The 12,870-nt window shown below is 61.5% G+C and carries 14 protein-coding genes; 6 read left to right on the top strand and 8 right to left on the bottom strand.

Annotation, left to right across the window (positions count from 1 at the left end; translation table 11 throughout):
- Nucleotides 1–14: 14 nt before the first annotated feature.
- Both ACEN9T_RS02230 and ACEN9T_RS02225 read right to left on the bottom strand, forming a co-directional pair.
- Nucleotides 15–332 carry an HPF/RaiA family ribosome-associated protein gene (locus tag ACEN9T_RS02230; protein ID WP_413706294.1) on the bottom strand — a complete coding sequence of 106 codons (318 nt, stop codon included), beginning with the start codon at nucleotides 330–332 and terminating at the stop codon, nucleotides 15–17.
- Nucleotides 333–334: 2 nt separating this feature from the next.
- A complete protein-coding gene (locus ACEN9T_RS02225) occupies nucleotides 335–604 on the bottom strand; it encodes a hypothetical protein (protein WP_413706293.1) in 270 nt (89 codons plus the stop codon).
- Between the two features lie 487 nt (nucleotides 605–1,091).
- On the opposite strand from ACEN9T_RS02225, the gene ACEN9T_RS02220 reads away from it, so the two are divergent.
- From ACEN9T_RS02220 to ACEN9T_RS02205, 4 genes are read left to right on the top strand one after another with little or no spacing between them, the layout of a single operon-like run.
- Complete coding sequence (locus ACEN9T_RS02220; RefSeq protein ID WP_413706587.1) at nucleotides 1,092–1,685, top strand: rhomboid family intramembrane serine protease; 594 nt, start codon at nucleotides 1,092–1,094, stop codon at nucleotides 1,683–1,685.
- 53 nt (nucleotides 1,686–1,738) lie between these two features.
- Nucleotides 1,739–2,527, top strand: coding sequence for a polysaccharide deacetylase family protein (locus tag ACEN9T_RS02215; protein ID WP_092975187.1), 789 nt, complete (start codon nucleotides 1,739–1,741; stop codon nucleotides 2,525–2,527).
- Nucleotides 2,502–3,782, top strand: a complete 1,281-nt coding sequence (locus tag ACEN9T_RS02210; RefSeq protein ID WP_413706292.1) for a putative glycoside hydrolase — start codon at nucleotides 2,502–2,504, stop codon at nucleotides 3,780–3,782. The genes ACEN9T_RS02215 and ACEN9T_RS02210 overlap by 26 nt, the downstream gene beginning before the upstream one ends.
- Nucleotides 3,737–6,130 carry an exo-beta-N-acetylmuramidase NamZ domain-containing protein gene (locus ACEN9T_RS02205; protein WP_413706291.1) on the top strand — a complete coding sequence of 798 codons (2,394 nt, stop codon included), beginning with the start codon at nucleotides 3,737–3,739 and terminating at the stop codon, nucleotides 6,128–6,130. Before ACEN9T_RS02210 ends, ACEN9T_RS02205 begins: the two co-directional genes overlap by 46 nt.
- A 55-nt stretch (nucleotides 6,131–6,185) precedes the next feature.
- Here the strand turns inward: ACEN9T_RS02205 and ACEN9T_RS02200 are convergent, their stop codons facing one another.
- On the bottom strand, nucleotides 6,186–6,779 hold the full coding sequence (locus ACEN9T_RS02200) for a copper resistance protein CopQ (protein WP_413706290.1): 594 nt from the start codon (nucleotides 6,777–6,779) through the stop codon (nucleotides 6,186–6,188).
- Between the two features lie 73 nt (nucleotides 6,780–6,852).
- Entirely contained in the window at nucleotides 6,853–7,548 is a 696-nt protein-coding gene (locus ACEN9T_RS02195) for a hypothetical protein (protein ID WP_413706289.1), read from the bottom strand.
- Between the two features lie 86 nt (nucleotides 7,549–7,634).
- On the opposite strand from ACEN9T_RS02195, the gene ACEN9T_RS02190 reads away from it, so the two are divergent.
- Nucleotides 7,635–8,567: a 1-phosphofructokinase family hexose kinase gene (locus ACEN9T_RS02190; RefSeq protein WP_413706288.1), complete on the top strand. Its 933-nt coding sequence runs from the start codon at nucleotides 7,635–7,637 to the stop codon at nucleotides 8,565–8,567.
- Between the two features lie 29 nt (nucleotides 8,568–8,596).
- On the opposite strand, the gene ACEN9T_RS02185 is transcribed toward ACEN9T_RS02190, so the two are convergent.
- The 4 genes from ACEN9T_RS02185 to ACEN9T_RS02170 all read right to left on the bottom strand — a co-directional run bounded on the left by ACEN9T_RS02185 (nucleotide 8,597) and on the right by ACEN9T_RS02170 (nucleotide 12,103).
- Nucleotides 8,597–9,040: a BCAM0308 family protein gene (locus tag ACEN9T_RS02185; RefSeq protein ID WP_254775714.1), complete on the bottom strand. Its 444-nt coding sequence runs from the start codon at nucleotides 9,038–9,040 to the stop codon at nucleotides 8,597–8,599.
- Between the two features lie 229 nt (nucleotides 9,041–9,269).
- Nucleotides 9,270–11,207, bottom strand: a complete 1,938-nt coding sequence (gene ftsH, locus ACEN9T_RS02180; RefSeq protein WP_413706586.1) for an ATP-dependent zinc metalloprotease FtsH — start codon at nucleotides 11,205–11,207, stop codon at nucleotides 9,270–9,272.
- Nucleotides 11,208–11,360: 153 nt separating this feature from the next.
- Nucleotides 11,361–11,582: a hypothetical protein gene (locus ACEN9T_RS02175; protein WP_092975562.1), complete on the bottom strand. Its 222-nt coding sequence runs from the start codon at nucleotides 11,580–11,582 to the stop codon at nucleotides 11,361–11,363.
- 14 nt (nucleotides 11,583–11,596) lie between these two features.
- Nucleotides 11,597–12,103: a lecithin retinol acyltransferase family protein gene (locus ACEN9T_RS02170; protein ID WP_092975165.1), complete on the bottom strand. Its 507-nt coding sequence runs from the start codon at nucleotides 12,101–12,103 to the stop codon at nucleotides 11,597–11,599.
- Nucleotides 12,104–12,443: 340 nt separating this feature from the next.
- Here ACEN9T_RS02170 and ACEN9T_RS02165 point away from each other — a divergent pair, with 340 nt between their 5' ends.
- Nucleotides 12,444–12,866, top strand: a complete 423-nt coding sequence (locus ACEN9T_RS02165; RefSeq protein WP_092975163.1) for an Hsp20/alpha crystallin family protein — start codon at nucleotides 12,444–12,446, stop codon at nucleotides 12,864–12,866.
- The last annotated feature ends 4 nt before the right edge of the window (nucleotides 12,867–12,870 follow it).

The raw sequence follows: 12,870 nt of genomic DNA, 5'->3' as shown, positions 1-12,870 counted from the left end.
ACGACCACGACGCCTCAAGAGTGTGATCCGCGTTTGTCGTTGGCCTCGACGAGCATGCGTTCCACGTGCGTGAAAGCCTCGCGAAGTGCGACATATGGGTCCTCGTTGGAGCTGTTGCTCGAAACATGCGTCTGATGCGGGGTGAGCACGTTGACGTGGACGTCGAACGGCTTGCCCTGATGTTGATGCTTGGCTCCCACGGCAAGACTGACGCGGCAGCGTATGAGATCGCCACGAATACGCTTCAAGCGGTCTGCAAGGGTGGCAACCGTTTCTTCGACAGCCTTTGAATGCGGAATACCCTGGAACGAAATATCGACTGGCAGGCTCATGGTCAGGCTCCGGTTGTTGGGTTGCCGGTGTTGACACCGATGCGTTCATTCTTGATCGCACGATTTCCGGCACCTTGATACGGATCAAGCCAATTGGCACGGCAGGCGATTTGTTGCGGTGCACATACAGACGACCTCAGATGATGTGCCAGTTCGGTTCTCACATCGTCCGCCGCAGCAGATATTCGAGTGGCGACGTCGTTGTAGTGCACGAGATGCTCAATGATCTGGGCGCGTTTTCTTCCTGTGATGAGCAGACCAAGGTCTCCCACGGTGTCGCGTCCTCGCCGGTAGCTTGCCGGAAACGACGGGTTGGTCGACTAGGCCGCTTGCCAGCAGGTAATGCATCAATGCATCGGCACATGGCTTGGTGATTGCCAAACCATAACGGCGATCGCGCGCCATGCCGTTGAGGGGGGCGAGCAACTGCAGTTCGCTTATACGGTGTGCCGCCGCAACACGAGCCAGCTCATCCAAGGATGCGGTGAACAGTTCGTGCTGCAGCGCACGGGCCTGCTTTGGGAAAGATTGGCGCGATGGCCTGGCCCACGGGGGACCGATAGGAAGCGTCCAATGGCACGAGGCATCCTCTTGCGTGCACGTGGGTCCATCGTTTCATCTGGCCGTGTCGTGGCCTCGCGCCACATCAAGGGAACCTGTGACTTTGCGGAACCACGACACGCCGTCGGACCGGCTTGCGCGAGATCAAGCTGGCCCACGCGCGCCGCCGTATCGTGGGCAGAGATCAGGGGTGCTTTCATGATCAAGCTGCTCATCTTCATCAACGTGGCCGTGTTCGGTGCAGAGCTCATTGCGGGAGACGCGTTGCTGCGTGCCTTTGCGCTCTGGCCGCTCGGCATATCAGGAGAGGGCATGCGGAGCGGATTCATGCCGTGGCAACCGCTGACATACGCCTTCCTACACGCAAATGGCGCGCATCTGGCGCTCAACATGTTTGGCCTCTACATGTTCGGGCGCGACGTGGAACGCGCCGTGGGAGCGCCTCGGACTTGGCTGCTTTATCTATCCAGCATCTTGAGTGCGGCGTTCGCGCAAATCGCTTTTACGGTCTTGAGCGTTTTTCCGGCGGGGCCGGTCATTGGCGCTTCCGGGGGCGTGTTCGGATTGCTTCTCGCTTATGCCGTCCTGTTTCCCAATCGCATGATCGTGCCGTTGATCCCACCCATCCCGATGCCTGCGTGGGTGTTTGCGACGCTCTATGCGATCGTGGAACTGACACTCGGCGTGAGCGGAACCGAAGTCGATGTCGCGCACTTTGCCCATCTGGGCGGCATGGCAGGCAGCGGGGTGCTGCTTTGGCATTGGCTGCGCGGCACACCACGCGAGTCGTAGGCTGTGCGGGTTAGGCGAGACATGCCATCCATCCTCCTTCGGAGCTGCGGCTGATGAAAACCTGGGTCTTCTCGTTGTGTTGCGCGCTTCTGATGATTGCGTACCCAAGCGCCAACGCAGATATGCCCACCGTGCAGCCGAGTGTAGTGGTGCTCGTCTATCACCGCTTTGCATCGACGGTGGATAGCAGCATGACGGTTCGGATGCCGACATTCGAAGCGCATCTGCGTGCGATCGAGGCGGCCGGTTATCGCATCGTTCCGCTCGCGGACATCCTGCGCTGGCACGAAGGCAAGCAAGATGCGCTGCCGGCGAAGGCTGTCGCCATTACCGTGGATGACGGCCATCGGTCCGTGTACGAGACGTTGTGGCCCGCGCTGCGCGGCCGGAGCATTCCTGTGACGCTATTTGTGTACCCGTCTGCCATCTCAAATGCCGCATACGCGATGACTTGGCTCCAGTTACAAGAGTTGGCCCGCACCGGCCAGTTTGACGTGCAGTCTCATACTTACTGGCATCCGAACTTCCGCGTGGAACGAATGCACCGTAGCGCCGATGATTTCGTCAAGTTCGCCCATGATCAGTTGCGCCGCGCAAAGGTGCGCATCGAAACAGAGATTGGTGTCCCGGTGCATTTTCTGGCGTGGCCTTTTGGCATCCACGATCCTGAACTGGAACGCATCGCGCAGGAGGAGGGCTACACCGCCGCCTTCACGCTGGACGCGCAACCACTGCGAGTGTCTCAACCCGCCCTGGCACTGCCCCGATACCTGATCACCGATGGTTGTGGCGCGCAATGCATGACGAACATTCTCAATGCAACCGGGGGCAACCATGACTAGCCGTCTGCGCCTCTGGCTTGCAGCGGCGTGGCTCTCTTGCGCGCAGGTTGCCGGCGCCGCCGAGCTTCGCGTGGTCGACGCACAGACCCATCTGCCCGTGGAAGGCGCAATCACATTCGTTCAGGGCGAGAGCGGAACGACCGATGCTGCTGGCCTGGTCGCCATTCCGGACACGGCAGTGGATGCACGCAAGACGGTCAGCATCCGCGCCCCCGGCTATGGTCGTGCCGAGCTGGTGCTTGGCGGCGCACAGCCCGCCACTGAGATAGCGCTCAAGCAGATCAAGCCCCGGGCGGTCTATCTGTCGGTACAGGGCGTATCCAATCGATCCTTGCGTGATGCGGCCGTTGCACTACAGGGCGAGACGGCCATCAATGCGCTGGTCATCGACATGAAGGGCGACCGCGGCGACACACCTTACCCGAGTGCGGCCCGTTCAGAAGTGGGCGTGACGCCCGTACAGAAGAACGGTGCGGCCCGCACCGAGCAGTTTGCCGCCCTGATTCGTCAACTTCGTCTACGTGGCCTGTATCTGATTGCGCGCATTGTCGTCTTCAAGGACGACCGCCTGGCATTGGCGCACCCGGAATGGGCCGTGCGAGATCGCGATGGCGAGGTCTGGCGCGATCGCGAAGATCAACAATGGATCGACCCAAGTATCGAAGCCGCCTGGGCCAATACGCTTGACGTGGCGGAAGAGGCGGCAAGACTCGGATTCGACGAAATCCAGTTCGACTACCTGCGTTTTCCGGACGCCAACGGCTTGCATTTCCATCAGGCCAACACGCAAGCACACCGGGTTGCGGCCGTGACAGGTTTTCTTGCGCAGGCGAGAGAGCGGCTGCGGCCATACAACATTTACTTGGCGGCGGATATTTTCGGTTACGTGTGCTGGAACACCGACGACACGGCGATCGGCCAACAGATCAACACACTGGGCGCTGTGGTCGACTACATTTCGCCCATGCTCTATCCATCAGGTTTCACATGGGGCTTGCCGGGCGTCAGAAAACCCACCGAGAAGCCCGGCGAGATCGTCTCGCACTCCCTGGCCGAAGCGAAGCGGCGCACAGGTTTGCCGGGGGCGAGGTTCCGGCCATGGCTGCAGGCGTTCCGGGACTATGCCTTTGATCATCGTGAGTTCAATGCCGAGATGATTCGCGCCCAAGTCGATGCTGCCGATGCGGAGGGAACCAACGGGTGGATGCTATGGAACGCGCGCAATCGGTACGATCGAGCCGATTTGCCGCGATAGTCGCGACATTGGCTGCGGTGCTGTTGGCCTGCATGCAAAGCGGGCGGGCCGCCCCCGTCACCAACGAGCTTGGGCCACTGGGTGCGCCTGTGCCCATGCACGATCTGGAAGCCGTAGTGGCCGCGCAGATTGCCGACGGCAATGTGGCCGGGGCGGTCGTAGCGATTGGTGATGCCAGCGGGGTGCGCGAACGCGTCGCGTTGGGTCAGCGATCCAACGGACCCGCCGCTGAGCCGATGACGGAAGACACGATCTTCGATCTGGCATCCCTTACCAAAGCAGTGGCCACGGCCACGGCGGTACTGCAGTTGGCCGAGCGCCGACGTTTGGAGTTGGACGCGCCGGCCAGCCGTTACTGGCCTGCCTTCGCAGACGGAGGGAAGGCGCACATCACAATCCGGCAGTTGCTCACTCACACTTCGGGGCTGCCTCCAGGCCTGGCCGCCCAATCGGAACTCCGGGGCCCCGCCACGGTGCTTCACGCCATCGGGGTCATGCCGCCGATTGCGGCGCCCGGGCATCGTGTCATCTACAGCGATCTCAACTATGTCGCGTTGGGTGAGGTCGTCCATCGTGTCAGTGGGATCGGGCTTGACGCATGGTGTGCGCAGAACATTTTCCAACCGCTTGGCATGCGCGACACGGCGTTCCGGCCGAGCCACAAGGCGATTCCCCGCATCGCGCCAACCATCATTCGCAACGGACGATGGCTTCGCGGCAAAGTGCATGATCCGACGGCCGCGGCACTGGGTGGTGTCTCCGGCAACGCGGGCCTGTTCTCCACGGCAGATGATCTCGCCAGGTTCGCCAGGATGCTCCTTGATGGGGGCCGCTTGGGGAATCACCGTATCTTGCAACCGGCCAGCGTCGCCCAGCTGTTGACGCCGGACGGTTCGACAGCAGTGGAGGCGACGCGCACGCTGGGATGGGAAGTCCAGGCGCCGTTGATCCCCAACCGCTATCGCGCACCGCGTGCCGGACTTCTTCAGCACCTGGGCTATACCGGAACCGGCTTATGGATCGACTTGGTCACGCGACGATTCGTGATTGTGCTTACAAGCCGGCTGTATCCGGCCGAGCGGGGTAACGCCATGCCGTTGCGTGAGGCTGCGCTGAACCTGGTATCGAGCACTGCGCCGTTGCTCTCCGGTGAACAGATCGCGGCGCGCGCCCCGACCATGGCCGATGCGGTGATCAGTGCCGGAAGCCGCCTACCCATGGCGGTCGGTCCCGTACGATCCGGTATCGACGTGTTGGAGGCCAGCGGCTTCGCACCGCTTGCCGGAAAGCGGGTCGGCTTGGTCACGAACCACAGTGGCTTCGATGCCCAGGGACGGCGCACCATTGATGTACTCAATCAGGCACCCGGTGTGCGGTTGAGCGCCATCTTTGCGCCAGAGCATGGCATTGGCACCGATCTCGATGCGCGCTTTGGTGACACCATTGACGCGCGCTCCAACGTGGTCGTCCATAGCCTCTACGGCAACAGCAAGGACATACCACGCAGCGCGCTGGCCGATATCGACGTCCTGGTGTTTGACCTCCAGGACGCTGGCGTACGCTTCTTTACCTACCTTGCCACCCTGGGGGCGACGCTGGAGGCCGCAGCGACGGCCCACATCCCCGTGCTGGTGCTGGACCGTCCCAACCCGATGGGCGGTGATCTCGTTGGTGGGCCGGTATCCGATACGGCAAACCGCTCATTGACGAACTACGTGTCTCTGCCGCTTGTGCACGGCATGACGATCGGCGAGCTTGCCAGGTTGCTGAACGACCAGCTGCACATCGGCGCAGCACTGCATGTCGTAGCCATGGAGCAGTACGACCGCGCAATGCGCTTTGCCAATACCGGGCTGGGTTGGGTTCCGCCATCGCCAAACCTGCGTGACTTCGCTGCCTTGGAGCGGTATCCGGATGTGGGGCTGATCGAGGGCGCAAGTGTCAGCGTGGGTAGGGGCACGTCGGCGCCGTTCGGCATGGTCGGGGCACCGTGGATGGATGGCGCTGCGGTCGCGCAAGAACTCAATGCGCTGGATACCGGTGCCACCTATACGCCCGTCCATTTTGTTCCCGCGGAGGGGCCATACCATGGCCGCTCGTGCTCGGGTGTGGCGATCCACCGGACGTCTGCGCTCACGCGCCCGGGCCGCATCGGTTTGGCACTGGCCCGGGTACTGTCGGTGCGCTATCCGGAGCATTTCAAGCTGGAAGCGATCCGTACCTCCGTTGGGTCAGAGACGGTCTGGGCAATGCTTCGGGATGGTGTGTCGCTGGACGCGATCGAGCACACCGTCATCGCGCAGACCGATGTCTTTCTTTCCGAGCGGGCCGCCTATCTGCTGTATTGAGGACGACGGCCGCTACGCGCCCAGACGGAGTCCGACAAGGCCAAGCCAGGTGCCGCTACTTCGTCTGGTTGCCGCCATCCGTATAGGTGTCGCGCTTACTCTTCGCACCTTCCGTGTACGGATCGAACTTGCCACTCCTCGACCCATCTGTGTACGGATCGCGTTTGGCTTGTCTGGCGCCATCCGTATAGGTGTCGCGCTTGCCTTTCGCACCTTCCGTGTACGGGTCAAACTTGCCGCGTCTTGATCCTTCTGTGTACGGATCGCGCTTGGCTTGTTTGGCGCCATCCGTATAGGTGTCGCGCTTGCCCTTTGCGCCTTCTGTGTATGGATCGAACTTGCCGCGTCTCGATCCCTCTGTGTACGGATCGGGCTTGGCCTGCTTGGCGCCCTCCGTGTAGGGATTCACTTTGCCGGCTCTTTGGTCGTCGCTGTTCGGTGCTGTGTCGGACTTACTTTGTGCGTACGCCGACGTGGAAGCTGCCGCCACGACGAGCAGAGTCATCATGAGTTTTCTGCGCATTTTGTGCTCCTGTAAACAAATCAAGTGCAACCGCTGGATCACGGACCGTTTCCATCCATCACGTGCTTGCCCGATGGCTCTTTCAAGAATAGGTGGCTGCCAGAGCCCCTCGTTGACAGCAATCAAACAGCTCTCTTTGATCGACGCCTGCGTAGCGCGTTGCTTTTTGCACGCGCATTTCCATCTGCCAGGGCAGCCGTCACGCACCGCGCGCGCTCTTGGATGTCGTTGGTGGTTGCGACGGCGATCGGGCTTGCGTAGCCGACGCGGCTATCTCGTTGAAGGTGTTGACCAACGTCTGCCAAGAGTCGAGGGACGCGATCAGCAGTTGTGCGGGAGGCGCGGCCGTTCCGGGGCGATGTTGGAACTGATCGTTCCACTCCGTCGCCTGGCGTATATAAGAGCGCTGTGCGTCATTGAGGAAGTCGGCCCATTGGCGAACTGCGTTTGCACTCTGGTTGGCTTGGAGCTTCATGTAGGCGCTCTGCGCAGAAGCCAGTGCGCTCCAGTCTTTGACTGCGTCCGACTGACCTTCCAGCTGGGACAGATTCTCCAGCGCGGATTCCGCCATCTTGATGCGAAGGCGTGCCAGCTGAAGCTGACTATCGACGAAGAGCTCGGCTGCGCGGCTGGCATCGCGCATGGTGGCGCAGGCGAGATCACAGGCTGCATCAATAGGCTGTGGCATCACGATCTCCGGTTGACATGACTGCAGGGTAGGCGCTTCGTTATTGCCGGAGTTGACCTGACGCAAGTCTCCGGGCTGGCTTGCCTCGCCCTTCTGTTGGGGCGTGTTTCCCGAGGTGGTTAGCTGCTTGAGCCAGAGGCGTTGTTCCCGACGCGGTGCGCTCGGCGTGATGCCGATCAACGCCATCGGAGCGGTGTTGGCTAGCATGGATTCATCGGTGCAAAGGAGCATGTCGATGCGGGCAGGTGCGCAGACCTTGTCATGCTGCCTGCCGTAGCCCCTTGAGGTGTGCAATGCCGGAAATCGTCACGCTTACGGTCAATCCCGCAATCGATATCGCTACATCGGTGGAGCGCTTGACTGACACACACAAGATGCGCTGCACCCCGGCGCGCTGTGACCCTGGAGGCGGTGGAATCAACGTCGCCCGCGTTGTTCATCGCCTGGGCGGGGAGTGCCTGGCCATTTACCTTGCCGGCGGCCCGGTGGCCGAGCGGTTGGGACGTCTCCTGTCGGCAGAGGGCCTGCCGTTCGTCGCCCTCGGGATCGAAGGAGAGACACGCGAGAACTTTTCCGTGACGGAACTGTACAGCCACCGTGAGTTCCGGTTCGTAATGCCGGGGCCGGTCCTCTCGGAAGCAGAATGGCAGCGCTGCCTGGACTACCTGGATGCGCTGCGACCTGCGCCGCGCTACCTCGTGCTGAGCGGAAGCCTTCCGCTCGGGGTCGCCGAAGATTTCTATGCACGCGTTATTGATAGAGCCAAGGTTCATGGCTGCCGGGTCGTACTGGATGCCTCGGGGCCGGCATTGCGCGCGGCGTTGCCGCATGCACCATACCTGATCAAGCCCAGCCTGAACGAGCTTCGACAACTGACGGGGCGCGCGTTGGAGACGGAAGCGGATTGCATGCAGACGGCTCAAGAGATTGTCCGCAATGGGCACGCGCATGCCATCGCGCTCACCCTTGGCGCAGGCGGGGCGATGCTCGTCACACAGGAAGAGGTTGTCCGCTCAGGTGCCATCGCAACGTCAATCGTCAGTACGATCGGTGCGGGCGACAGCTTAGTGGGAGGAATGGTGTGGGCGCTTAATCGGAATGCGCAGATGCGGGAAGCATTTCGATACGGTATGGCCGCAGCTGCTGCAGCGTTGCCCCATGCCGGTACCGAACTGGGTAGCGCCGCCGAGATCGAGCAGCGCTACGCAGAGGTTTCAGTGTCTTGATACGCGCCAGCCGGGGCCGGATTGAGGTGCTACCGGCTCCATTTCACGTGCAGTTCGGTTTCTGCATTGCCATAGTCAAACGTCAGGTGTCCGTGGAATGCATGGTGAATTGCATGGCCGATATCGCGCGCCAGATGAAACCCGGTCGTCAAGATGTTGGTGCCGCTGCTCGTGCTCTCGACAGCCATGATGCGCTCCATCGGATGATCCGCGCGCAGATCTGCCTCGCGGTGGCGGGCGAGCGCCAGAATCTCTTCCCGATGGGCCGCCTCAAAGTCCCCCGACAGTTGGATTCGCCCTGCAGGCATCTGGTCAGCGGCCCGCTGGCATGCGGAGCAGATCAAGGAAGCGGCCCCGGGAGGAGGACTACGCCACAACCAGCGGCCCTTGAGGTAGACAGCACCGCAAACCGGGCAGCAACTTGCAGCCGGTGCCTTGTCAGGTTGCCGATACCGGGTGTGGATCGGCTCCACGGCAAATGGGCTCCAGCGTGCCGGCCGCACTCGTTCGGATTGAGAGCGTTGTTTCATGTTGACTCCTATGAGGGCGAGTTCCTCCGGCCTGCTGCAGACCAGAATCTACACCGCAGCGGCGGTGGACAATTCCCAGAGTACTTCCTGCAGCGCAACGCAATTTGGGCTGAATCAAACCTCCTGCCATAAACACACGTGTCCGGCGGTATGCGTTGCGTGTGTCATTTCGCTAATGCGGTTGTTGCGCGGGCAGCGGTGCCGGGGCGCTGGCGGGGGAGCCCGCTTCTGACTTCGGAGGCAGCATTGGCGTCACGTTGCCAGCCAGAATCATGTCCAGGTCGTGGCGGTCAACCACCTCTTTTTCTAGCAGCATGCGCGACAGCGCTTCCAGCTTGGAGCGCTGGCCTTCCAGCGTGGCGGTCACGCGTGCGCTGGCATCGGTCAGCACCCTGCGGACTTCCGCATCGATCAACTGCGCTGTGTGTTCGCTATATTCCTTGCGCTCGCGCTGCATCAAGCCGGCACCGGCAAGCAGCGGGTTGGGTGTCTGCTCGTAGGTGGCCAGACCGAGCTGCTCGCTCATGCCGAACTGGGTGATCATCTGGCGCGCCATGTCAGTCGCGCGCTGCAAGTCGTTCTGCGCACCAGTCGATACGTCGTGGTACACGATCTGCTCGGCAACGTAACCGCCCAGCAGCACGTCGAGCCGGTCCAGCAATTCGCTACGCTTGAGCAGGTAGCGGTCCTCCGTGGGCGTCTGTTGTGTGTAACCCAGGGCGGCGATACCTCTTGGAATGATGGAAACCTTCGAGACGCGATCAGCCAGCGGCCGGTGCTCGGCCACGATGGCATGACCCGCCTCGTGGAAGGCGATCGTCTCTTTTTCCTTGGCATTCATCACACGGCTCTTCTTCTCGGGGCCGCCCACGATGCGGTCAAGTGCCTCGTCAAAGTCAGCGGTTTCCACGGCAGATTTACCTTCGCGCGCTGCAAGAAGCGCCGCCTCATTGACCAGGTTGGCCAGATCGGCACCGGCAAAACCCGGCGTTCGCGCGGCGATCTTGCTCAGGTCGACATCGGCCCCCAGCGTGACGTTCCTGGCGTGGACCTTGAGGATCTGCTCCCGGCCCTTGAGGTCCGGACGATCCAGGGTGATATGGCGGTCAAACCGTCCAGGGCGAAGCAGGGCGGGATCGAGTATCTCGGGCCGGTTCGTCGCGGCCATGATGATGACGCCCTTGTTGCTGTCAAAGCCGTCCATCTCGACCAGAAGCTGGTTCAGCGTCTGCTCGCGCTCTTCATTGCCGCCGACCAGGTTGAACGCACGTGTCTTGCCCAGGGCATCGAGTTCATCGATGAAGATGATGCACGGCGCCATGGACTCGGCCTGACTGAAGAGATCCCGCACGCGTGCAGCGCCCACGCCGACGAACATCTCGACAAACTCCGATCCGCTCATGCTGAAAAATGGCACCCCCGCTTCACCGGCCACTGCCTTGGCAAGCAGGGTCTTGCCCGTGCCGGGCGCACCCACAAGCAACACGCCCTTGGGAATCCTGCCGCCCAAGAGCTGATACCGCAGTGGCTCTTTGAGAAAGCTGACGATCTCCGACAGCTCTTCCTTGGCTTCGTCGATGCCGGCAACGTCGGCAAAGGTCACGCCGGTTTCCTTTTGCATGTAGACCTTCGCTTTGCTCTTGCCGATTTCCATCAGCCCACCGGCTGCGGCTCCACCCATGCGCCGGATCAGAAAATTCCAGACAGCGAAGAACAGGAGCGCAGGCACAACCCACGACAGGAGCGTGCTCAACCATTTGTTGTCTGGCCGACCGACAAACCGCACCTTGGCCGCCTCCAGTTCCGGAACCAGGGCCGGGTCATTTACGCGAAGGGTCTGGAAAGGATGATCGGCCTTGCCCGTGCGTCGGATGACTTCGATCTGCTGCGGCGTCAGCAACGCTTCGATGCCTTCCGTCGAGAATGTGCCGGTGATGTCCTGCTCACCAATGGCAACGTCTTTGATCTTGCCCGCATGCAAGAGGAGCTTGAAGTCGCTGTAGGGGAGGGTGTCGACCTGCTCCGACATGAACAGCGTTTGGAACGCCAGCATGCTCAACGCAACGATGACGGCGTACCAGAGCGAAAACCTTTGCTGCTGCGGCTTCAAACTCTCTTTCACTTTTTCACCTTCGCATGGTCGCGCGTCAACCAACGTCCCGATCGAACCTTGATATTCGTGCGTGGGCCGGAAAGCCGGTTGATGCGGATCAACCAGCCCGCAAGTCAGTGTTGCCTTCCAGCAGAAAGGCCTGCATTGGCGCTATCGGTGGCGTGCGCGCGATGGCGGAAACAGTCTCCAGCAACCGGCCTGATGCCGGAAGAACACGATGACGAGTGGGCGCACAGATGTCGTCAGCTCTGCCCGCACGCAGCCGCAATCAACGCCGGGGCAATGCAGGCGCGTGATTCGCAGATGCGGTGTGTCGTTCAGGCCGAACCATTTGGCAATCAGTTCGCGCAACGAGGTGTCGTATTGGGGCATGGTGTTCTCCGGCGTCACGCGGCCCGTGCCTGTCGCAGAGGCCGTGCGGTCCGCCATTCGGCGCAAAGTGCCAGCCCCATCAGCTTGAGTAGCGTGCGCGCAGCCCGCGCGGGGCTTCTCAGGCACGCCTCCACCTGCACGCTGCGGCATTCTCCAAACAGGCACCACGAACAGAAGTGCTCGCAATTGTTGGTCAACAGCCGGTAGTTGCGCTCCCCGAGGCGCGAACACGCGCGGCGCGCGACTTCTTCGCCGTCGTAACAGGGGCGGCCTTCGCGCTGGATGGTCACTACAAAACCGCATGCAAAGCAGCTAATGGAAATGCGCTCCACCGGCCCCCGGCGCTGGCGGCGAGAGAAACCGGCGTAGTGAATCACCTGTCCGTTGCCAACATAGATGCCGTGGTGTTCGTATCCATCGCGTTCTGCGACAAGGTGCGCACCAACAGGGAGCAGCGTGTCAAAAGCAGCGAGGTCGTGAGAGTCATTCCACTGGGCGATGCATTCAACGTTCTGGCTCATGGCGCGCTCCGCGTTGTACTGGCTGGGCGTTGTCGTGTTCTGGGGGCGATTCGACAAGACGCTGCGTTGCTTGTTGGCGTGTCCCCAGTATTGGCAGCGCACTCGCCGGCGTCATGCAGGCTGCGCTGAGAATGCTGTCGGAGCTGCGGATTTCCATGTCAGGAAAGCCTGACACGGCGGCCGACACCGCGGAAGCGGTGTGCTCGATACGAATCTCCTGCCCCCCGCACCGCGCTCCTGTGCGCCGCCGTTGATCTGCCGCAAAGCGCTCTGGCACTGTCGTGCCACGATGGATCTGCTGGCCCCAAGATCCCCTGGGGCCAATCATCAGGAGGCAGTCATGAGTCAGCTTAAGCGTTATGACCCGTTCGCCATCGAGCCGGTCGGCGACATCTTCCAAGGGCTTCTGCGCTCGTTCCGCGGGAGTATGGATGGCGCGCTGCCGTTCAAGGTGGACGTGACGGAGTCCGACAAGGCATACAGCGTTGTCGCAGAAATCCCGGGTGTGAAGAAGGAAGACATCGAAGTAACGGTCGATCGCGGCACCGTCATGATCTCGGCCAAGGTGGAACGCAATTCCGAAGAGAAGGAAGGCGAACGCGTCATCCGCAGCGAGCGCTATAGCGGAACCATGCAGCGCATGTTTACGCTGGATGCTGCGGTTGATGAAAGCAAGGTCGATGCGGCGTACGAGAACGGACTGCTGCATCTGACGCTGCCCAAGAAGGACGCGTCACCACAGCAGCGCGTCACGATTCGCTGAGCAT

Origin of the sequence: Ralstonia sp. Ralssp110, from assembly GCF_047325135.1 — a bacterium.
Taxonomy (GTDB): Bacteria; Pseudomonadota; Gammaproteobacteria; order Burkholderiales; family Burkholderiaceae; genus Ralstonia; species Ralstonia mojiangensis.
Note: the sequence above shows the minus strand (reverse complement) of the source record. Positions and strands in the feature narration are given on the sequence as shown.